The sequence below is a fragment of the Cupriavidus agavae genome, from assembly GCF_004217045.1.
Taxonomy (GTDB): Bacteria; Pseudomonadota; Gammaproteobacteria; order Burkholderiales; family Burkholderiaceae; genus Cupriavidus; species Cupriavidus agavae.
Genome location: NZ_SGXM01000003.1, coordinates 48,692 through 68,645, shown reverse-complemented (window position 1 = coordinate 68,645; position 19,954 = coordinate 48,692). Strand labels below are relative to the sequence as shown.

The following is a 19,954-nucleotide window of genomic DNA, read 5'->3' as shown; positions in this document are numbered from 1 at the left end:
GTAGCGCTGTACGGCTGAACGCAAAAGATGTTCGCTTTTGCTGAGATCGCTTGATCATGACCGCGAACGTCAAATGCTTATCCCAAGGTCCCAAGGAAAGCCTTCGATGTTCGAAGTGCTGGACACTGCAGCCCAGTTAATCTTGATTTCTTGCGGTTGACTGATGAGTTCATCCTTCTCCTTATCCCATTCGAAGTCAACAGAAAGTAGAGGCCCTGGGATATGAGGACTTAGCACACCGAAGGCAATGTAATGCCAGGCCCCTCTTGGTCCTTCTCTTCCGGTAATCCGCAGTTCACTATGGCGCAAGGAATCATTGAATTCCAGAGACAGATGATCTGCGGCCAATAGATCTCTAAGTGTCATCTTGCCGAGGGGCGGGCAGTTAAAGTGCCAGGCCGGAAACTCGAATGTCGTTGCTGGATCGACAAGTGCGACAGCGATGCTTTCCACCGAATCGTTCGCGCTAAAGCTCAGTGAGACCAGAGAATCGGAGAATCTGTATCCCCACCACTTCTCTCCCACTTTCGTGGGCGCACCGAGTTGCTGCTGTACCCACTGCGCGGGAGCGCCAAGTTCGATCCCTGTGAAGATGTTCTCCGGCGTCATCCGCCGCTCAATACGCACGCGCGGCCTTTCTAGCTTTGATCGGAGAGAGCGGATTCCGCGAGAACCTATCGCGAGCCACAAAAGCGCGAGGCCACCCAAAAATCCACCTATCCCATTTACAACGATGTCCTTGAACGGGATCAGTGATATAAGTTCAGTCATATTGACAGCCACGGTCATTGGAGTAGCCGGTTGGGTCGAATGCATTTGAACCTGGTGCCGTCGGATTTTACTCTAATGAAGCCGATCCTTCGCCTTCGTGCAAAAGATCAGATGAGAGATGGAGGCTCAAGGTCCCATCGTCGCTCCTGCGTTTGCGATGCTTGGGATGTGGCTTGAAGTGAATAGAGCGTCGGGTCCAGGCTAGCGTTGACAATTGCCGAGCGAGAAGAGATTTCGCGCGCAGTCGTCGCCGGCCGGTCGATTCGCTCAGTAGCGGCGCGATTAGGCCGCGCTCCTTCTACTATCAGCCGCGAGCTCCAGCGAAATGGTGGCCGACGGGACTATCTGGCGAACCAGGCCGACCAACTCGCATGGGAGCGCGCACGGCGCCCAAATACATGTAAGCTCGTCTGGAATCGGACACTCCCCCAAGTGGTAGCGAGCAGGCTTCGATGGCATCGTGTATCCGTCGTACATTAGCCTGCTGCGTACGGGGGCAATTCCCTCCGAATCCGCATATGGGCTCTCGGGTCGGGTGATTGTTGTTCCCGACCTTGCGTTGTTTGGGTACCCGATGGCGGACGGGGCGGTCAACGTCAAAAGCATTAGCCGGGTGCTCAAGACGCGGGTTCAGTACGATCTCAAGTTCGGTTCGGCTGGGGTCGCCTCATGTACGTGGCCTCTGCATCGTGAGGGAATAGCCTGTGAATGACATCTCCAAAATTAGACCTCGGATTTCGGCAGAGGTGCGACGCGCCGTCTTAGTTGAAGCAGGCCACAAATGCGCAATTCCTAGGTGCGGGCACGGTGACGTAGACATCCACCACATCGTCCCATGGGAAATCTGTAGGAAACACGAATACGAGAACCTAATCGCACTTTGCCCCAACTGTCATCGTCGGGCGCACAAGGACGAGATCGATCGGAAATCGCTTCTGCTCTACAAAGCCGCACTAGTTGCCACCTTCCGAGACTCGGGTGAACCGTTTTTTTCGGCACCAGCAATAGAGATCAAACGTCGAATCTACGAGATTGAGCCAGCAAGTTCGGAATGCTCCTTTGACTTCGAGTTTCCAGATTTCGTTGATCCAATGACGCGCATCGTGTCGAAAAACATTGAAGCGTGGGGATTCGAATTGCTAACGGCCTTTCATTGGTCGCAAGACGCTGAGCATCGAAATCATCCCATCAAACCAGACTACCCTATTTGCTGGCTTACTGGCTCGTACCAGGTAATTAGGCGGGACGAGCGGGTGGTCAGCGTTCGCTATGACATCGAAAGGATGGCTTTCGGTGCCGCGCATCGATCGCGCGAAACACGTGTGCAAAACTTCGTTGTTTGCCCTTTTTCACCTATCACTCTTGATAATCTACTTCTTTCTGCCGAGGCAATTGAATCACTGGCAGAGGTCGTGCGTATTAGGCTACTTCGGTCAGATGAAACGCTGGATCCCACGCATGTCAAGCACGGCACCGCTCCTGAGTTGGAACGCTTCGCGCGATTCGTCGTCGAGCGATCTGGCTTCACCTTCATGTTTGATGAGTATGAGGTCGCGTCCTACGCACAGGGCCGGCAACATGTCTACCTATCTTTTTCCGAGCTGAGTGGGATATTCAGGCAAGAATTGCTTGATCTTTTGATGGAGTCGGACTGATCAAGACTATTCAGGGGCGAAGGTCGGCAGCCGACCCCACAGCAGTCTTTAGTCCCATTCGAGGACTACGGTAGGTTGCAATCGGGAACAGCCGTTCGCGCGTCGTCTCAGCTGGCGAGTAGTCGGTCTTTTCTATCATCCGCACCGGCTAGCGGCCACTCAGCGTCCGAGCAGACGGCATCGTATGATGCGGATCTTCTCCCCCATTAGCTGGCAGCAATGCTTCCTAGCGCCTGCGTCTCTCGATGGGCTCCCACCAGTTGGAGTAGGTGACAACATACTCATCGCTTTCGAAATCGGACTTACTCAGATTCAGACGTTGTCCGCATGCAAGCGGCATGACCACAAGGGGATGCACAATTTCGCCCGCGTACGTACGCTGAAAGGCAGGGTTCAAGACCTGCCGGCGACCATGCTCGAACGAAAGTTCGAGGCGCCGTTCGTCGAATGTACATTCCTCTATCTGAAAACGCCGCTTCGTGTCGCTATATCCGTCCGATATTTCACCGCTGCCGCCCACGAAATCCGAGAGGTGGCGTGGCGGTGTGGGGCGATCAATGGAAAGCGTCAAGGTGACTTCGTTGTCCTGGCCTCGGGTTCCATCAAGACATGCATATAGTTTATAGATCATGGTTTGAACCAGTTTATTCTTCCAATGACGTCTCGCTTACGATCCGCGGCTCTCCCCTTAAAGCGCAGACTGCCGAGCGGGTAATGTGAGGCATGGACCTTATATCAGTAGTCTTCGCAATCGGTCTAGCGAAATGCTACCCCAGCATGACTATTTTTTCTGTACGCCAAGACGATCCCTGCACTGTGACCATTGGCAACGACGCCGTGATAGCGCGGGGTATATGGACAGCGTGAGCTACGGGGGGCCCCTGGACTTCGCCTACTGCTGGGGACACGGAGCAGCAGGTACACATGCAGACATTCTGCGAGCGGCGAGTCATGGCCGTACTCCGCATGCCACGGCCCGAAGATCCACGATCGCCCCAAAGCGACCCATCGCGGAACCTTGGTGCTCTAGCCCTTCTGGATCCAATATGCAATGAGGGCGATGAACCATAAGAGAGAGAACCGAATCGGTACTCCATTCACGAATATATTATTTTTATGGCAATCCGCCATGAAAAATATGGAGTGTACCTCGTGAATACGATCGTATTTGCGCTCACGCTTGCACATGAGATTGTGTGTCATAGAGACACTCTCATGAGTTCCGACGTCTCTATCCACGAAAAGATTAAAACGAGCCTCGGCATCGCTACTAAGGTTCTGTAGTCCCAGCTGACGTCACTCTCAACCCTGAGGCCCTGCAATCGCGCAGGGCCTTTTTAATTTGAGCCTCACAAATGAAAGCTAATCAAACCAGCGCCATTCCTGTCGTCGAACTCATGCAATTGAAGCAAGCCACCTGCAAGAAGCTCAGCGTGGGTGCCGATGGCGATATCACCTATCAGATCGCAAGCACCCCGGACAAGAAGCACCTCTACCTTTCTTTGCAGGACAGCGGTAGCAAAGGCTACTTCAGCCACGAATGGGTCGACGCTGAAAAGGTCGCCGCCATTCTTGATGAGGCTGCCGCTACGTTGGCCGGCGTAACCAGCAAAGTCTTTCGGCCAGCCTTTTCCGGCCAGTCGAGTAACAACGCACCGTTCCTGGCTGCTGTCCTGCTTAGCGAAGGCTTGCTGAAGAAAGACGGGGTACATGGCATGAGGCTGCACGCCACCGGTGATATTGACAACTGGCTCAAGAAGCAACTGAGCCAGAAAGGGAAACCCTTCCGGGTTCGCATGGATGGCAAACCTATCGAAGCCGCTGCTGCAAGCGAAAACCAATCGACCGGTAAGGACGCGGCTCATGCTAATCGTCAGACAGCCTGAAGCGATCGCGCAAATTCCCCATGCAGCGATCCGAAGACGGATCGAATGCCGCTTTCAGGAATTGTTCAAGGAGTACGGGCAAGACTGGAGCGCAGACGAGCTAGGCTGGTTCATTGTGTGGGGCATTGGCGACGATCCCTATGATCCAGTCCCCATTCGAGGCTTTCAACCTCTTCTGGTATCCAGCGATGGCCAGCGGCGTTACGGCGAGCCCGGATACCGTCACGGCTTCGAAGCGGTCGAAGATCACGGCGAGTGTTTCGAGATTGTCATGGTCCTCACCGATCTCGTCTCAATCTGCATCTTCGTGCCGAAGGTTCAGGGGATTCACCCTGACGTCATTCGGGCGGCAACTGCGCTTAGCAACCAAGAGGAACAGCAATGATGGACTTAACTTGCCCATTTAATACAGGGAACAGGGTCCACCGGCCCTTCAGTTGCTTCCTGCCATGCTGCCGATGTGTATTGGGACGAAGGATCGATGATTGATCCGATCGACCCCGCGTTGTGCGAGAAAGTACGCAGATTGACCGGAAGCCAAAGGGAGTTCTTCGAGGAGCGCGCTGCAATTGCAGAGTTCTGCGGTGGCCTCGCCCGAGTCGAAGCCGAACGCCAAGCCTGGCAATCAACTTGCCGGTTCTTCCAGCTGACCGGAAATGAACCGGAAGGGGAGGGCTAATCAGCCCGCGTTTCCCTACACCACCAATCTACCAACAATCCACTGCACTGATGACTGTCCCTGGTCGGCCTTACCAGCTGACCCAGGGATAGCTCAAACGCGTGCTGCTTTCGGAGGTCCAATGAGTAAAGCCTTCCGCTTCTCACGTCGCTTGATCGACGCGCTGCCGGCACATCTGGCAGACACGAAGGCGCGGGAAGACGAGTATTCCGATATCGAAGTCTCCGGCCTGAAGTTGCTGGTGAACCGGCAGGGCCGCAAATTCTTCTATCTGCGCTACACCTTCCAAGGTCGGAAGCGCAGCATGAAGCTGGGTGACTACGGTGTTATCGACGTTGCAGAGGCTCGAACAATGGCACTGCAGCACAAGGCCATGTTGTCCAAAGGCGTCGATCCACAGGAGACGGACACCTCAGCCGGCATGACATTCCGTCAGTTCGTTCACGGTCACTACCTTCCGCATGCCAAGGCCAGTAAGCGAAGCGCGAAGGATGATGAATCCAAATTTCGCATTCACCTTTTTCCTCGCTTCGGCAACGCGGTCATGACCAGCATTACACGACAGGAGATCCAACGGTATCACGATGAGTTGCGTACCAGCAAAGCCCCGGCAACCGCCAACCGGCATCTAGCTTTACTTAAGCGTTGTTTCAACCTTGCCATTCTGTGGGGTTACATGGAGGCCAACCCTGCAAAAGGCATTCGCATGCACACTGAGAACAATCAGTCCCAACGCTTCCTCAGCGTTGACGAAGCGCGAAGGCTTTGGGCTGCATTGGACTCGGAGCGCAACCAAACGGCGGCAAATGCTATCAAGTTGATGCTGCTGAGCGGCGTAAGACGCCAAGAAGCACTGGACGCAAAGTGGAGCGACGTCGATCTCGAAGCGAAGCTGTGGCGCCTTCCCATGACCAAGAGCGGGAAGCAGCGTTTTGTGATGCTCAACGACGCTGCTGTGAACCTGCTGTTGGCGCTTCCCAGATCTACTTCCGGATACATCTTTCCTGGCGAGAAGGAGGGTAAGCCGCTCAATAACCCGAGGAGAGCTTTTCGACGCGCTCTAACGGCAGCAGGTGTCGACACCATCCGTATTCACGACCTGCGTCACACGTTCGCCTCATTGGCAATCAACCACGGCGCCAGCCTGTACGAAGTGCAGCACCTTCTTGGCCATGCCAGCAGTCGCACCACACAGCGTTATGCGCATCTCGCCTCCGACAACCTGCGACGGGCATCAGCGCACGTTGCAGAGCTTGTCACACGCTAACCAAGCAACGCCATCCACAATCAACCATAGTTAGACTACCGAACCATGTCATCATCCGACGACCAATGGCTGTTCCCGCTTGGGCAAATCGTGGCTACACCTCGAGCCCTTCACATCCTTCGCATCCAGAAAATACCGTTGGCCCGACTTCTGGATCGTCACCGCTCCGGCGACTGGGGCATCCTGCCTATCCCCGATGCCGCAGCTAACGAGGCCTCCGTTAAGAAGGGGGGGATGATCCTCTCCCGGTATCGGGTTTCCCCGATGGAAATGGTGTGGATCATCACCGAAGCGGATCGATCCACCACAGCTGTACTGCTTCCTGCTGAATACTAAGGAAGCATTTGGGGCCAGATTTACTAGCCCTTTTTTTGGCCGAGTTCGGATCTGCCCGTTACCCTACAGGTTGCCTACTTGACTAGACGGAAGAGCTGCCGTGCTTGGCGAGGCTCCCCGGTCTTTCCGCAAGTGTAGTTCACGAACTTCATTGCGCGCTTACACAAGCTGGGACTTTCCTTGGCGATTGCCGAGCCTACTGCCCGACGTTCCGTTTTAGATATTGGGCGCGGTGATTCGATTTCGTAGTAGTCCGGTGCAAGGCACAGAGTGATGCCGGCTGTCTGGTTGAGGCCAATGCGTAGGCCCGTATGGATCGCCTTACCATAGTTAGTAAGGTCAACGGAGGGAATCAGCTTGCGTTGAACCCATTGGAATTTGTAGCGGTATTTGATTAGCATTTCATGAGTCCTTTCTGGACTGCGCCCATCACGGCACAGTTCCAAGTGATGGTTTTGAAGCCCTATTCGTGCATCCTTGCATTTGCGTCGGGCTTCACGGTGCGGTTACCGGCGTTCACGACCGGCTCCGTTCGGTAATTAAGCTGCGACTTCGCCAGATGCGTCGTCAGATGAAAGCGCCGTTCTTGGCGTCCCAGCGCACACCAAGATCGTTCAACCAGTGCGTACGGAGGTGGTAGTACGGCGGATTCTTGCCCACCGTATTGCGCCCGACATCGTTGCGATGCAGCAGCCCTTCGTCACGCAGACGTTTGCTCACGACAGTGGCATCAAGAGGGGCGACGAGTTGCTCGAACGCTTCCTTCTCGATCATCACCGTAGGCCAGGCAGCGTACATATCGCGATGTAGCTTCATCTCGACATCGTTCTCAGCAAATTCACCGTGCGCCGGAAGCGCGGAACGAAGTGCGACGAGATGCGACCAGCGAAGATTTGCCCATACCAACATGCATTCGAGGAGGCCTTCTGTCAGAGCGTCCTCGTCAACGATAGTGGCGTCAAACACCCCATTGCGCAGAGCGATGCGCCCAGCGAGCAGCCCAAGGGCGAAGCGGTCGAACACGCGCAATGCCCCGTCGCTCGGTACATGGAAGACTTGGTCCGTCAGCGTTTTCCGAATTTCCAGAAGCTCCGCATCCAGCCCCTCTTTTGATAACTCTTGCATGACGGCCGTCGCAAACGCTGGGGCCACCGACCCGTAGTGCTTGCCGAGACCCGCTGCCAAGGCGCGAATCGAAGACGGCTCAAGGAGAGACGCACCGTCGTCCGCCTCAGCCTGCAGTCCGTCCGGGAACGCGGTTGTTGCCCCCCCTACATAGATGTCGACCGTCCGATCCATCACACCTTGCTTGGCGTTGCGGCCCACCAGTTCGACCGACGCGCATTCGCCTGAACTAAACAGGAAGATCGGCCGAGGCGTCTGGGCGATCAGGCCCCCAGTGTTCGTCGCCCTCGGTCTCGCAGCGCCATTGCCGATCAGGTACACGAACTGGTCCAGCGCGCTGAAATTATTCGAGCCTAACTCGTCGACGATGACCGGCGCGATTGTTGCCCGTTGGCTCATGGACTGGATCGCCATCATCGTTGCATTGAAGGTCGTGATCAGCTTCGGCGATGTGTCTGTGCTGGCTCGGCTTGGTCCTGCTGGATTGCCGAACAAGCTGGCGAGAACTGACAGAAGCAATGTCTTGCCGCGTCCCGCACCGCCAAAGAACGTGAACATGCCTCCCGTGACGTTTGGCATCCTTGGCAGGAGCACCCCCGCCAAGGCGAGCTGTAGTGCGCCAAGCATCAGCGGCGATCGCGCCGCATGGCGAAGGACTTCATCGTTCCAACCCTGCAGATGCCCCTTTAATGAGAGCAAGGGCGACTCGACCGACACGACGAGATCATCGGTCTTGGCACCGGCGGCGGAAACCAAGGTGCGACCGAGCACGCAGCCGATCAGCTTCCCATCCGGCCCCGACACAAAACCTTCCCGGCTAATGCCGCGCTTGAGGGGAAGCCGTGGGAATGCATGGGATAGCAGCTCATGCATGAACTTCCCGAACTTGACCTGGTTCACAGCCGTCGGGATGCGGGTGATGATGTATTTCTTAAGGTCCGCAGGAGTCTGGGCGGTCGCGTTGTCGATCATGAGGATTTCGAGCCGCTCCTCGGTCGCCGTTTCCACGATGACGCCCAGCTTGAGGTAGCACGATTGATCTTCATCGTTCCGCTGCATGGCCAGGACCACGACAGGGGGACCGACACGTTGACGTGGCTTGTCTTCCTGGATGTAGTAGACCCCGTCCAGTTCGTGCGCATACTGGTCTAGCTGTGCCACCATGAACAGTTGACTACGTAGCCCGATATCGGCACTGTCCACCAGCTCAAGCGCCTTTCTTAGCGTCAGAATCCCGCTGGACTCCCCGCGAGTCTGAGCATGCCATGTGCCGGCACAGATGGTCTTGGAGAACGCTTCAGAGTTCTGCAACTCCACGCCGACCGAAGCTAGTCCATGCCGATATACCTTCAGTAGCTCGGCGCATTTCACCTTTCCGGGTAGCAGTGGCACGTAGACATCGCTAGCCGCCCGAAAGATCGGACCGTTCGCATTGAAGCGTTGCGCGAGAGCTTCTTGATGCTTGCAGGTACGGGGGATCCGCAGTACTAAGTTGCTGCTGGGTAAATCGATCGTGGTTTGCTCGTAATCGTCCTCGTAGTGCACAGAAGCCGAAATGTCCTCCCCAGCATCGGACAAAACGGTGCAGCCGCCATGAGCGAGCTGCTTGGCAAAAGCACCAGCGATCGAGGTCTTGGAAATAAAGCGGAAGGGCTGACTCTTCATAGCTCCGCTCCTGCAGTTGCAGCTGCAGCTGCAAAAGCAGCGACGCTGCGCCGACTAGCCAGGGCAAGAGCCTCGTGGCTTGCTGCGGCGTATCGCTCGGTCATGCGCAGACTCGAGTGTCCCAAGAGCCCCTTCACCTCGAACGGGGAGGCGCCTGCGCCCACCGCCATCTTGCCGAAGAGATGCCGTAGTGAGTGGAAGCAGAAATCCGCAGGTAAGCCGGCGGCTTGATAGGCGGCCTTCACGCGTCGATGCGGAATCGCCATGGGCTTGCCGCCATCTTTGCCAGGAAAAACAAAGGCCGATGCCACGCCTTGCTGCTGAAGGCTTTGCAGTAGCGCCTGTGCGTTCGGGTTCAGCGGTACAAATCGTGGTTTCGCCTTGGTGCGCTCCAGTCGAACCTGCCCTAGCGTGAAATCCACCTGCTGCCACTGCAGGGTACGAGCCTCGTTCAGCCGCATACCCGTCAACGTAAGAAGCTCGACGAGTGCGCCCGCTAGGGGTGCATCCTTCCGCAGAATCCAAATGGCCTTGGTAACGGCTAGGTACAGATGCGGCGTCGCCTCCGGGATGGTGCGGGGAACCTCCTGTAAAGACTTGAAGGAATGTGCGGGATTCTTCGTCGCATAGCCTCGCTGGACAGCGAAGTTGAAGAGGGCCTTGATTAAGCTGAGGACGCGGTTCCGGGTGGCATCCGCGACGGTCTGTGATGCAGCGACCAGGATGGTCGATACTTGCTCGGAAGTAACCGAGTCAACGCAGACTGAGCCGATGTAGGGCTCCACGTAACGCGCGAACCGAGTGTGATCGAGCTTCTGGCTTCGCTTCCGGTTCGCGATGGCGATGTCTTGCCACTCGCTGAACAGCCTGTTGACCAGGGGAGTGCGAGCGCCGTGCGGATCGCTCAGGATCCGGAGGGCTTCTATGCGGGCTTGATCGATTGTCAGTGCCCGAGAATCGCCTATAGATACACGTTTGCGGCCATATCTACGACCGAGGCGCACACTGTACGATTCAGCGCCGCTTTTGCCGGTAATACGGATGAGTTGACGTAATACGGGGTCACGCCGTTCCTGTTGGCATGAGGGAGAGAGAGCTGTTTTAGCCATGATGCCTTCCATGAGAAGAGCATCAACCGTGGTAAGTGCCTACTGTTTAGGTTTGGGCCTGCGCAAAGCACAGCGTGGCGTGCCGTCTACAGGGCGTTTAGTAAGCTCCTGCGGCGTTGGCATTGGTCGCCATGCCTGCGCCGCTTAGCGCAGGGACAATTTCCGGAATTCTGTTCATATATGAAGCGTACTACCCTAGAAGACTACATTTTGCCGAGGAACGAGTTCGGCGCCGGATCACTACAACTTGGTTGATGTGGTTATTAGGTCACACAACATGTATGAGGGACGAGAGTCTAACAGCCATTCATCCGACTTGTCGTTGCAAGTTCCAATAGCGGACACGCCCTTGACAGGCATCAGGTCCGCGACCCGCACCGGCGACCGGACTTCGCGACTACCTGTGACGAGGTCCCATTTTCTGACGCCCCACCTCGCTAGCATTTCGGATTGTTTGCCCATTTCACACGGTAGTTACGCGGTATGCGCGGAAGTGGCTCCGGTCCCGGTCCGGTCGCTGACGAGTAGGAAAACGGCATCTGGCCCGCTGCTGGCCCGCTTTTTGGCATCACGTACATTGCAGAATCACAGAATTGGCAAGGAAATATAGGCACGAACCAAGCTTGGCCCTCCTCGTCACCTGTTTTGAAAATCCTTGTGTCGGCGGTTCGATTCCGTCCCAGGCCACCAGAACATGAAAACGGACGCTTCGGCGTCCGTTTTTGCGTTTGCGGGGTCGGCCAGGTCCAGGAAAAAATTGGCCACCGCTTTGGCGTCGTATTGCATGGTGCGTGCGTGCGTGCATGGATACTGTACAGATATACAGTCTCAGCTTCGGTCCGATTCCGTAAAGCCCGTCCAATCCACTTAACGCCGCTCCCGAAAACATTCACTTCGCCACTTCGCCGCGCGGACACCGCGCTGCGTTACGCTGGCCCGCATGTATTCCATCGAGAAAAACATGCGGAAAACCTTCGTTTCAGTACTCTTGCTCGCCGGCGTGGCGGCTACGCAGGCGGGCGCCGCCACGGGTTCCCAGAATGACCCGGCGGTGCAGCGGCGGGCCGTCGAGGCGGTGGTCTGGGGCATGCCCGCGGTCAACACCGAGTTGATGGTGCAGGCCATGCTGCGTAGTACTTCGGCCAAGGAGAACGAGGTCGTGTACTGGTCGAAGCCGGTGAACTGGAAGAACCAGACGCTGACGCCGAATCCGGATTCGATCTACTTCATGACGTTCGTCAACACGAAGCTGTCCGGGCCGTTGGTGGTGGAAATTCCGCCAGCCGAGGGCGGGTCGCTGGCGGCGAATATTGTCACCACATGGCAGATGCCGCTTGAGGACGCCGGTCCTGACGGCGCCGACAAGGGCCAGGGCGGCAAGTACCTGATCCTGCCGCCGGACTACCGCGAGAAGCCGCCCGAGGGCTACGTGGTGCTGCAGTCGGACACCTACGGCGGTTTCGCGCTGATGCGCTCGAACCTGGCCAGCCACAGCGATGCCGACGTGATGAAGGCCACCGAGTACGGCAAGCGCATCAAGGTCTATCCGCTGTCGCAAGCTGCGTCGCCGCCACCAACGCGATTCACCGATGCGTACGACGTGCCGTTCGATTCCACGATCCGCTATGACGCGTCGTTCTTCAAGACGCTCAACGACGTGGTGCAGAAGGAGCCCTGGATCCAGCGCGACCGCGTGATGATCGACTACCTCAGGACGCTCGGCATCGAGAAGGGCAAGCCGTACCAGCCCGATGCGGCCATGCAGAAGGCGCTCGACGCCGCGGCGCGCCAGGCCCATAAGGAGCTTTCCGCGCGCTACGACCTGGGCTTCTACCGCATGACGCCCGAGTACCACTGGTTCCCGGCCGCCATGCCCGAGGTGATCCGCGCCGTCTCCACCGGCTACGGCAATCCCGACGAATATCCGGTCGATGCGCGCGGCGTGACCTACACGCTGGGCTTCACGGGCATCAAGCGCATCGGCACCGCGCAGTTCTACCTGATGGTGAACAAGGACAAGGACGGCAAGGCTTTCGACGGCAGCAAGACGTATCGCCTGCGCGTGCCGGCGAATCCGCCGGTCAGGCAATACTGGTCGGTCACGGCCTATGACCGCAAGACGCACGCGCTGATTCCCAACCTGCCGCGCGCCAGCGTGGCGTCCACCACGACCGGCGTCAAGACGGAGTCCGATGGTGTGGTCGAGGTCTACTTCGGGCCAAAGGCGCCGCGCGGCAAGGAGGCGAACTGGGTGGCCACCAGTCCCAAGGGCGAATTCGAGCTGCTGTTCCGGCTCTACGGGCCCGAGAAGCCGTTCTTCGACAAGGCGTGGAAGCTGCCGGACGTCGAGCGCGTGACCGCGCGCTGAGCCGCTGCACCGCCATGCGGCCGACCCACCGGGTCGGCCGTTTTTCGTTTCGGGGCGGCTTATCCGAACAGTTCCTCGGCCACGGTGGGGTGCAGCGGCATCGTGGTTTTCAGGTGCGAAGCCTTCACGCCGAGCCGCAGCGCCACCGCGAAGGTCTGGATGATCTCCGGCGCCGCGCCGTCCATCAGGTGCGCGCCGAGCACGCGCCCGCTCCGGGCGTTGAACACGAGCTTGAAGACCGACTGCTGCGCCAGTCCGCCGAAGCGGTTTTCCAGCGACACGAAGCGCCGGATCTCAGTGCGCACGCGATCGGCCTTGCCGCCGGCGGCCTCGATCGCCTCGGCCTCGGTCAGGCCCACGGCGCCGATGGCCGGCTCGCAGAACACGGCGGTCGGCACCGCGTCGAAATCGGCGATGTCGCCCCGCTTGTCGAACAGCCGGTCAGCGAGCCAGCGGCCCTGCGCGACGGCCACCGGCGTCAGGTGCAGATTGCCGGCCATGCAGTCGCCGATGGCGTGGATCGCGCGCACCGAGCTGCGGAACTGGCGATCCACGCGGATGCCGCCGTGTTCGTCGAGTTTCACGCCCAGCGCTTCCAGTCCCAGCCCCTCGACATTGGGCTGCCGCCCGATGGCCGCCAGCACCGCCTGGGCGCGCACGGTCTGGGTGCGGCCCGGGTTGTTCTCCTGCGTATAGCAGACCTCGTTCGCCCCGTTCGACTGCGACACCATGGTGACCTCGGTGCGGAAGTGGATGCGCACGCCCTTGGCGGTCAGCGCCTCGGCCAGCGCGGCGGCGATGTCGTGGTCGAAGCGCTTGAGCAGCCGGTCCTCGCGCACCAGCAGGTCGACCTTGACGCCGTAGCGCGACAGGATCGACGCCATTTCCACCGCAATGTAGCCGCCGCCGATCACGGCGATCGAGGCCGGCACCGTCTGCCACGTGAACACGTCGTCGGAAGACGTCACGAGTTCGCCACCGGGTACCGGCAGCGGCACCGGGCGGGCGCCCGTGGCCACCAGCACCTTGCGCGGACGAATGACCTCGTTGCCCACCACGATGTCGCCGCGGTCATTGAAGCTGGCCTCGCCGTGCCAGATCTCGACGCCGGCCTCGTTGAGCCGCTGCTTGTACGAGGCGTTGAGCCGCGCCACCTCGGCGTTGACGCGCACGATGGCGTCGCGCCAGTCTTCCTTGCCGCCGGTGTGCGCCAGGCAGGTGGAGAGGATCGACGCCCATCCGGCGCCGTAGGACAGCATCTTCTTGGGCACGCAGCCGCGGTTCACGCAGGTGCCGCCGATGGCGTCGCGCTCCACGAGGATCACGCGGGCGCCATGCGAGGCCGCCCGCCGTGCCGCCGCCACGCCGCCCGAGCCCGCGCCGATCACGACGAAATCGGCCTCGCGCACCTTGGCGCGCACGTCGCGCTTGCGCGGCACGCGCTCCACCACGGGTTCGGCGCTGACCTCGCTGGCGCGGCGGCGGGGCCGGCTGGTTGCCTGGACGGCGGGGGTGGTGGTCTCGGGTGATGCCTGACGCTTCGTCATTCATGCCTCCTTGGCTCGCGCGGCAGCTTGCCGCATACCAAACGATCGACCGGCGCCGTCGCGGCGCGTTCCCCAGAACAGCGGGCTAGGGCGCCGGCAACAGGTCCTTCCGGATATCGGGCCACTCGCGCAGGAACGTCTGCGCGTCGCGGCGGCCCAGGTCGTACGCATGCGTCATCGCCTCGGGCTTCGTATAGTCCCAGCTCGAAATCGGCACGCGCTGCGAGGGTTGCAGGTACAGGCGGCGCTGGCCGCCCGTCTCGATCACGAACCGGCGCGGACGCGGATAGAGCCGCGTCACCAGCACCAGCACGTTGCCCGGCGCGGTGTCGAGCGCGTCCACGGGCACGTTGTCGACCAGGCCGCCATCGAGCACCGCGCGGCCATTGCGGCGCAGTACCGGCGTGAAGGGCGGCGTCGAGGCCGACTGAAGTAGCAGATCCGCCAGATCTTCGGGCGAGCGGCAATCCTGCGCCAGCACGAACTCGGGGTGGAAGCCCAGCGAGCGGCCCAGGCGCGGATGCAGCGTCTTGAGCAGGTGCTTGTCGATGTTGTACGCCAGCAGCCCGGCCGCCACGGCCAGGCGCGGTCCGGTCCAGCGCGGGATATGCGCCACGCCGATGCGGATCTCCGGCGCTTCCTTGAGCCGGTGCAGCCGGTTGTCGGAAAACAGCGAGAGCAGCGCGTTGCGATAGATGCCGTAGTGCGGGAACACGCGCTCACGGCGCAGCAGGTTGCCCCAGTACGCGTTGCGCGAGTTGTTGGCCAGCACGTCGCGGTAGTACGCCATGGTCTGGTGCGAATCGTGCGCATAGACCATGCACGCCGTGGCGGCGCCGGCCGAGATCCCGGCAATCACGCGCGGGCGCAACTGCAGCTCGGGCGCCACGGTATCCCACCATCCGGCCTGCCACCAGCAGCGGTTGCCGCCGCCGGCGAAGACGACCTGATCGAACGGTTGGGAAACTGGAGAAATTGCCATGGCGGAAATCAGAGCAGCGCGTAGGTGGTCGTAGCCTGCACCGCCAGCTTGCCGTCGCGGCCGGTCAGCTCGATCTCCCCGAACACCACGGTCTTGCCGAGCCGCAGCACGTTGGCGCGCACCAGTACGTCGCCGTCGGTCACGGGACGCATGAAGTTGGTGGTGAGGCTGACCGTGGTCATCGGCCGGAACTCGCCGAGTGCCGCCGAGATGGCAACGATCATCGCGGTGTCCGCCGCCGACATCAGCACCTGGCCGCACACCACGCCGCCTGCGTGGCGGAACGACGCCTGGAACGGCAGCCGCAGCGTAACGCCGCCCTCGTCCACCGCTTCGGCCCGCAGGCCAAGCTGGCGTACCCAGGGCGCCAGCACGCGGTCGAGCGTGGCGTCGATATCGGCAAGCGTGAAGTTCGTGGCAGGCACGGTCCGGTCTCCTCGGCGCGCAGCAGTGTTGTTTGCGCCAATGATACAGAATCGCGCCGCAGGCGCCGCGCCGGCCCTGCCACGGGGTCAGGCGGCGTTGTCGGCCTCCGCACGCGCGGTGGAGCGGTTGGCATGCCAGCGCAGCACGCGCGGCACCACCACCACGGCCACGGTCATCGCCAGGATCGTGGCCGAGATCGGCTGCTTCACGAACAGGCTCCAGTCGCCCTGGCCGATCGACAGCGCATTGCGCAACTGCTTCTCGGCCATCGGTCCCAGGATCAGGCCGACGATCACCGGCGCGGTGGGAAAGTCGAAGCGGCGCATCGCCATGCCGAGCAGGCCGATCACGAACAGCAGCAGCAGGTCGAACCACGACTGGCGGATGCCATAGGCGCCCAGCCCCGCGAAGATCAGGATGCCGCCGTACAGCAGCGGCGTGGGGACACGCAGCATGCGCACCCAGAGGCCGATGGCCGGCAGGTTCAGCACCAGCAGCATCACGTTGCCGATGTAGAGCGAGGCCAGCAGGCCCCAGACCAGGTCGCCCGAGGTCTGGAACAGCATCGGTCCCGGCTGCAGGTTGTAGTTCTGGAACGCGGCCAGCAGGATGGCCGTGGTGTTCGACGTGGGAATGCCCAGCGTCAGCAGCGGGGCCAGCGTGGCCGTCACCGCCGCGTTGTTGGCGGCCTCCGGGCCGGCCACACCCTCGATGGCGCCGACCTTGCCGAACTCGGCCTTGTGGTTCGACAGCTTCTTCTCGGTGGCATACGACAGGAACGTCGGGATCTCCGCGCCGCCGGCCGGAATCAGCCCGAACGGAAAGCCGATCAGCGTGCCGCGCAGCCAGGCCGGCACCGACCGCTTCCAGTCGGAGCGGTTCATGTGCACCGAGCTGAGCTTGTTGAAGCTGCCATCGGGCTGCGGGAAGAACGCGTTGAACAGCGCCTCGCCCACCGCGAACAGGCCCACGGCCACCACCACGATGTCCACGCCGTCGTACAGCTCCTGCACGTTCATCGAGTAGCGCGTCTGGCCGGACAGCGAATCCATGCCGATCAGGCCGATGCCGAGCCCGAGGAACAGCGCCGTCATGCCGCGCAGCAGCGACGAGCCGAGCACCGCCGACACCGTGGTGAACGCCAGCAGCATGATCATGAAGTACTCGCCCGGGCCGAACTGCAGCGCCACATCGGCCGCCACCGGCGCGAACATCGACAGCAGCACCGTGGCGATGGTGCCGGCCACGAACGAGCCGATCGCCGCCGTGGCCAGCGCCGGCCCCGCGCGGCCGTTCTTGGCCATCAGGTTGCCTTCCATCGCCGTGACCATGGTCGACGACTCCCCCGGCGTGTTCATCAGGATCGACGTCGTCGATCCGCCATACATGGCGCCGTAGTAGATGCCGGCGAACATGATCAGCGCGGCCGTGGGTTCCACCTTGGTGGTCAGCGGCAGCAGCATCGCCACGGTCAGCGCCGGGCCGATGCCGGGCAGCACGCCGATGGCGGTGCCCAGGAAGCAGCCCACCAGGGCCCACAGCAGGTTGATCGGCGTAATGGCCACGGCAAAGCCGTGCATCAGCTGGTTCAGGGTGTCCATGTCGGATGCCTCCCGTTGTTGCGTTGGCGCTCGGTGGCCGGGCTCAGAAGCCCGCCACCGGCAGCAGCGGCAGGTTGATGCCGAGCAGGAAATCGAACAGCGCCCACATGGGCACCGTCAGCAGCAGGCCGATCAGCGCGTCGCGCACGATGCGCCGGCTGCCGTAGCCGCGCGCCACGCAGACCATCATCAGCGTCGACGAGAACACGAAGCCCAGCGTGCCGATCAGCGCCATGTTGGCCACCAGCCCGACGGCCACCCAGATGAAGCCCTTGAGGTTGTGCGGGGCCGCGGGCAGTTCGGCGTCTTCCTCGGGCATGTTGCGGAAGCCGCCGCGCACGCCCTGCCAGGTCAGCAGCGCGCCGCAGACGGCCAGCCCGATGGCGACGAGCGTGGGCACGAAGCGCGGCGAGAGGCCGGCGTAGCCTTCCTCGCCCGAGATGCCCGGCAGGCCGGCGAAAAAGAACACGGAGAGCGCCAGGACGGCGACGCCGATGCAGACGTGGGATGGTTTCATGAGCGGTCTCCCGGATGGGCGTGCCATCCACGGGAAGAGGGAAGGGGCCCGGGCAGGCCGGCGGCGCGCCCGGACCGGGGTAGGCCAGACAGGTCTTACTTCGCCACGCCGAGTTCGCGCAGCGTGCCGCCGAGGCGGGCGGATTCGGCATCGACGAACTTGCCGAACTCGTCGCCGGTCAGCAGGAACGGCGTCCAGTCGTTCTTCTGCAGCGCGTCCTTCCAGACCTTGTTCTCCGTGCCCTTGACCACGGCGTCGATCATGGCCTTGCGCTGCTCGGCGGAGATGCCGGGCGCGCCGTAGACGCCGCGCCAGTTGTAGATCTCCACGTTGACGCCCTGCTCCTTGAGCGTGGGGATATCGGCAGTGCGGTCCTTCGACGTCACACCCAGCGCGCGCATCTTGCCGCTCTTGATGAACGGCAGGAATTCCGACACGCCGGCGATGCCCACGGTCACGTGGCCGCCCAGGATCGACGCCGAGGCCTCGCCACCGCCCGCGAACGGCACGTAGTTGATCTTCTTCGGGTCCACGCCGATGTCCTTGGCCACCAGGCCCGCCAGGATGTGGTCGATCGAACCCTTCGAGCCGCCGCCCCAGCTCACGCTGCCCGGGTTGGCCTTGAGCTGCGCGGTCAGGTCCTTGAGCGACTTGATCGGCGAATTGGCGGCCACGGTCAGCACCATCGTGTCGGCATAGAGCCGGGCGATCGGCGTGGCATTCTTCAGCGTCACCGGCGGCTTGTTGGTCTCGATGGCGCCAACCATCACGGCGCCGGTCACGATCAACGCATTGGGATTGTTCTTGTCGGTGTTGACGAACTGGGTCAGGCCGATAGTGCCGCCCGCGCCGCCCTTGTTGTCATACGAGGCGCTCTTGGCCGCGCCCGCCGCGATCATCGCCGCGCCGATCGTGCGGCCGGTCTGGTCGTAGCCGCCGCCCGGGTTGGCGCCGATCATCACCTTGAGGTTGTCCACGGCGTAGGCGGGGGCTGCCACGGCGGCGGCGGCCAGCGCGGCCGAGGCGACGAAGGCGTGGGTGAAGCGTGCAAGCGTGCGGGGCATCGCGGGTCTCCTGGATCTTGTTGGAATGATCGCTGGCGCGCCATGCGGACGCACCGGTCATGGCCGGATTCTAGAAGCGCGGAACTGTCAGATTCCTGTCAAAAAGACAGTTTCCTGATCGGGGTTTACGTGGGTATGGCCGGCGGCGGCCAGCCGTGGCGCGTTGCTCCCGGAGGTCGTCGAAAGGGGGGTGGAGAAAGCCGTCTTGTCGTTTTTTCACATCGCCGGAGCCGCCATATCTGATCTGCACATCTTTGACTTGGCGGACGTCCGACATCTCTCTACGATTGACTTCGGTTGCGCGCCGCACCGACAGGGTGGCGCGCAACGACACGGACCGCCGCACGACGATGCGGGGGCCAGGCCGGGCGCCACGGGTAGCCCGGCAGTCGGGTTTTCGGGTAAGTCGGGTGTTTCAAATGCAGGGTGTCACAAGGGGTCAACACACCATGGATACAACGATCAAGGCGTCGGACGGCTGGCCGCCGGAGCTCGACGCGGGGGCCGATCGCGGCCTGTGGAAAAGCACGGTCGCCGCCGCCAACCAGGCGCTGGAAGCCGCCAAGGGCATGCAGGCGGCAGTCGGGCAGACGCTCAAGCTGCAGCACAAGATCATGGCGCTGCGCGACGAGCTGCATCGCGCCGAAGCCGAGCGCGATCTCTATCGGGACCTGCATTCGCGCACGGTCGACGAACTCAACCACACGCTGGACCTGAGCCCCGCCGAATGGCAGCGCCTGCGCGCCGACAACGAGACGCTGCAGATCCGCCACCGCGCCTACAAGCTGCTGGTGCAGCACTACGCGCGCAGCGGCGTGCCGATCGATCCGGCCACGTTCGCCGACCAGCGCAGCCGCGTGCAGCAGCACATCCTGTTCCAGCGCCGCAAGGGGATTCCGGTCTCGGTCATCACGGCCGACGACATCGCCTTCCTGCTGCGCTGACCGCATCGGCTG

General features: G+C 61.1%; 19 protein-coding genes and 1 pseudogene. 9 read left to right on the top strand and 11 right to left on the bottom strand.

All coding sequences use genetic code 11. The features are described 5' to 3' along the window. Window positions 1-69: 69 nt before the first annotated feature. Window positions 70-816: a hypothetical protein gene (locus tag EV147_RS14195; RefSeq protein ID WP_206751185.1), complete on the bottom strand. Its 747-nt coding sequence runs from the start codon at window positions 814-816 to the stop codon at window positions 70-72. Window positions 817-966: 150 nt separating this feature from the next. Between EV147_RS14195 and EV147_RS14190 the strand changes: the two are divergent. Next, window positions 967-1,224: pseudogene (locus EV147_RS14190) on the top strand (transposase); the annotation flags it as partial. Between the two features lie 251 nt (window positions 1,225-1,475). Further along, entirely contained in the window at window positions 1,476-2,426 is a 951-nt protein-coding gene (locus tag EV147_RS14180) for an HNH endonuclease (protein WP_130391863.1), read from the top strand. Window positions 2,427-2,652: 226 nt separating this feature from the next. Here EV147_RS14180 and EV147_RS14175 read toward each other — a convergent pair whose 3' ends face one another. Next, complete coding sequence (locus EV147_RS14175) at window positions 2,653-2,997, bottom strand: hypothetical protein (RefSeq protein ID WP_206751184.1); 345 nt, start codon at window positions 2,995-2,997, stop codon at window positions 2,653-2,655. Window positions 2,998-3,781: 784 nt separating this feature from the next. On the opposite strand from EV147_RS14175, the gene EV147_RS14170 reads away from it, so the two are divergent. The 5 genes from EV147_RS14170 to EV147_RS14150 all read left to right on the top strand — a co-directional run bounded on the left by EV147_RS14170 (window position 3,782) and on the right by EV147_RS14150 (window position 6,594). Then, window positions 3,782-4,312, top strand: coding sequence for a hypothetical protein (locus EV147_RS14170; protein ID WP_130391861.1), 531 nt, complete (start codon window positions 3,782-3,784; stop codon window positions 4,310-4,312). Next, on the top strand, window positions 4,290-4,697 hold the full coding sequence (locus EV147_RS14165) for a hypothetical protein (RefSeq protein WP_130391860.1): 408 nt from the start codon (window positions 4,290-4,292) through the stop codon (window positions 4,695-4,697). Before EV147_RS14170 ends, EV147_RS14165 begins: the two co-directional genes overlap by 23 nt. A gap of 96 nt (window positions 4,698-4,793) precedes the next feature. Continuing rightward, window positions 4,794-4,991, top strand: coding sequence for a hypothetical protein (locus tag EV147_RS14160; protein ID WP_130391859.1), 198 nt, complete (start codon window positions 4,794-4,796; stop codon window positions 4,989-4,991). 121 nt (window positions 4,992-5,112) lie between these two features. After that, window positions 5,113-6,258, top strand: coding sequence for a tyrosine-type recombinase/integrase (locus tag EV147_RS14155; RefSeq protein ID WP_198680252.1), 1,146 nt, complete (start codon window positions 5,113-5,115; stop codon window positions 6,256-6,258). A 45-nt stretch (window positions 6,259-6,303) separates the two neighbouring features. Continuing rightward, entirely contained in the window at window positions 6,304-6,594 is a 291-nt protein-coding gene (locus EV147_RS14150) for a hypothetical protein (protein ID WP_130391857.1), read from the top strand. Between the two features lie 567 nt (window positions 6,595-7,161). On the opposite strand, the gene EV147_RS14145 is transcribed toward EV147_RS14150, so the two are convergent. The 3 genes from EV147_RS14145 to EV147_RS25970 all read right to left on the bottom strand — a co-directional run bounded on the left by EV147_RS14145 (window position 7,162) and on the right by EV147_RS25970 (window position 11,279). Beyond that, a complete protein-coding gene (locus EV147_RS14145) occupies window positions 7,162-9,384 on the bottom strand; it encodes a DUF927 domain-containing protein (protein WP_130391856.1) in 2,223 nt (740 codons plus the stop codon). Beyond that, on the bottom strand, window positions 9,381-10,505 hold the full coding sequence (locus tag EV147_RS14140; RefSeq protein ID WP_130391855.1) for a tyrosine-type recombinase/integrase: 1,125 nt from the start codon (window positions 10,503-10,505) through the stop codon (window positions 9,381-9,383). The genes EV147_RS14145 and EV147_RS14140 overlap by 4 nt, the downstream gene beginning before the upstream one ends. Before the next feature lie 624 nt (window positions 10,506-11,129). Then, window positions 11,130-11,279, bottom strand: a complete 150-nt coding sequence (locus tag EV147_RS25970) for a hypothetical protein (RefSeq protein ID WP_157994692.1) — start codon at window positions 11,277-11,279, stop codon at window positions 11,130-11,132. A 175-nt stretch (window positions 11,280-11,454) separates the two neighbouring features. On the opposite strand from EV147_RS25970, the gene EV147_RS14135 reads away from it, so the two are divergent. Further along, window positions 11,455-12,861: a DUF1254 domain-containing protein gene (locus EV147_RS14135; RefSeq protein ID WP_130391854.1), complete on the top strand. Its 1,407-nt coding sequence runs from the start codon at window positions 11,455-11,457 to the stop codon at window positions 12,859-12,861. Between the two features lie 59 nt (window positions 12,862-12,920). Here the strand turns inward: EV147_RS14135 and EV147_RS14130 are convergent, their stop codons facing one another. From EV147_RS14130 to EV147_RS14105, 6 genes are all read right to left on the bottom strand, one after another. Continuing rightward, complete coding sequence (locus tag EV147_RS14130; RefSeq protein ID WP_130391853.1) at window positions 12,921-14,408, bottom strand: dihydrolipoyl dehydrogenase family protein; 1,488 nt, start codon at window positions 14,406-14,408, stop codon at window positions 12,921-12,923. 85 nt (window positions 14,409-14,493) lie between these two features. Further along, the gene (locus tag EV147_RS14125) at window positions 14,494-15,390 is read right to left on the bottom strand and encodes a patatin-like phospholipase family protein (RefSeq protein WP_130391852.1); all 897 of its coding nucleotides are present in this window, start codon (window positions 15,388-15,390) and stop codon (window positions 14,494-14,496) included. Between the two features lie 8 nt (window positions 15,391-15,398). Continuing rightward, a complete protein-coding gene (locus EV147_RS14120; protein WP_130391851.1) occupies window positions 15,399-15,815 on the bottom strand; it encodes a PaaI family thioesterase in 417 nt (138 codons plus the stop codon). Window positions 15,816-15,902: 87 nt separating this feature from the next. Then, entirely contained in the window at window positions 15,903-17,417 is a 1,515-nt protein-coding gene (locus EV147_RS14115; RefSeq protein WP_130391850.1) for a tripartite tricarboxylate transporter permease, read from the bottom strand. 43 nt (window positions 17,418-17,460) lie between these two features. After that, entirely contained in the window at window positions 17,461-17,934 is a 474-nt protein-coding gene (locus EV147_RS14110; protein ID WP_130391849.1) for a tripartite tricarboxylate transporter TctB family protein, read from the bottom strand. A gap of 95 nt (window positions 17,935-18,029) precedes the next feature. Beyond that, the gene (locus EV147_RS14105; RefSeq protein ID WP_130391848.1) at window positions 18,030-18,998 is read right to left on the bottom strand and encodes a Bug family tripartite tricarboxylate transporter substrate binding protein; all 969 of its coding nucleotides are present in this window, start codon (window positions 18,996-18,998) and stop codon (window positions 18,030-18,032) included. 449 nt (window positions 18,999-19,447) lie between these two features. Between EV147_RS14105 and EV147_RS14100 the strand changes: the two genes are divergently transcribed. Then, window positions 19,448-19,942, top strand: coding sequence for a hypothetical protein (locus EV147_RS14100; RefSeq protein ID WP_130391847.1), 495 nt, complete (start codon window positions 19,448-19,450; stop codon window positions 19,940-19,942). The last annotated feature ends 12 nt before the right edge of the window (window positions 19,943-19,954 follow it).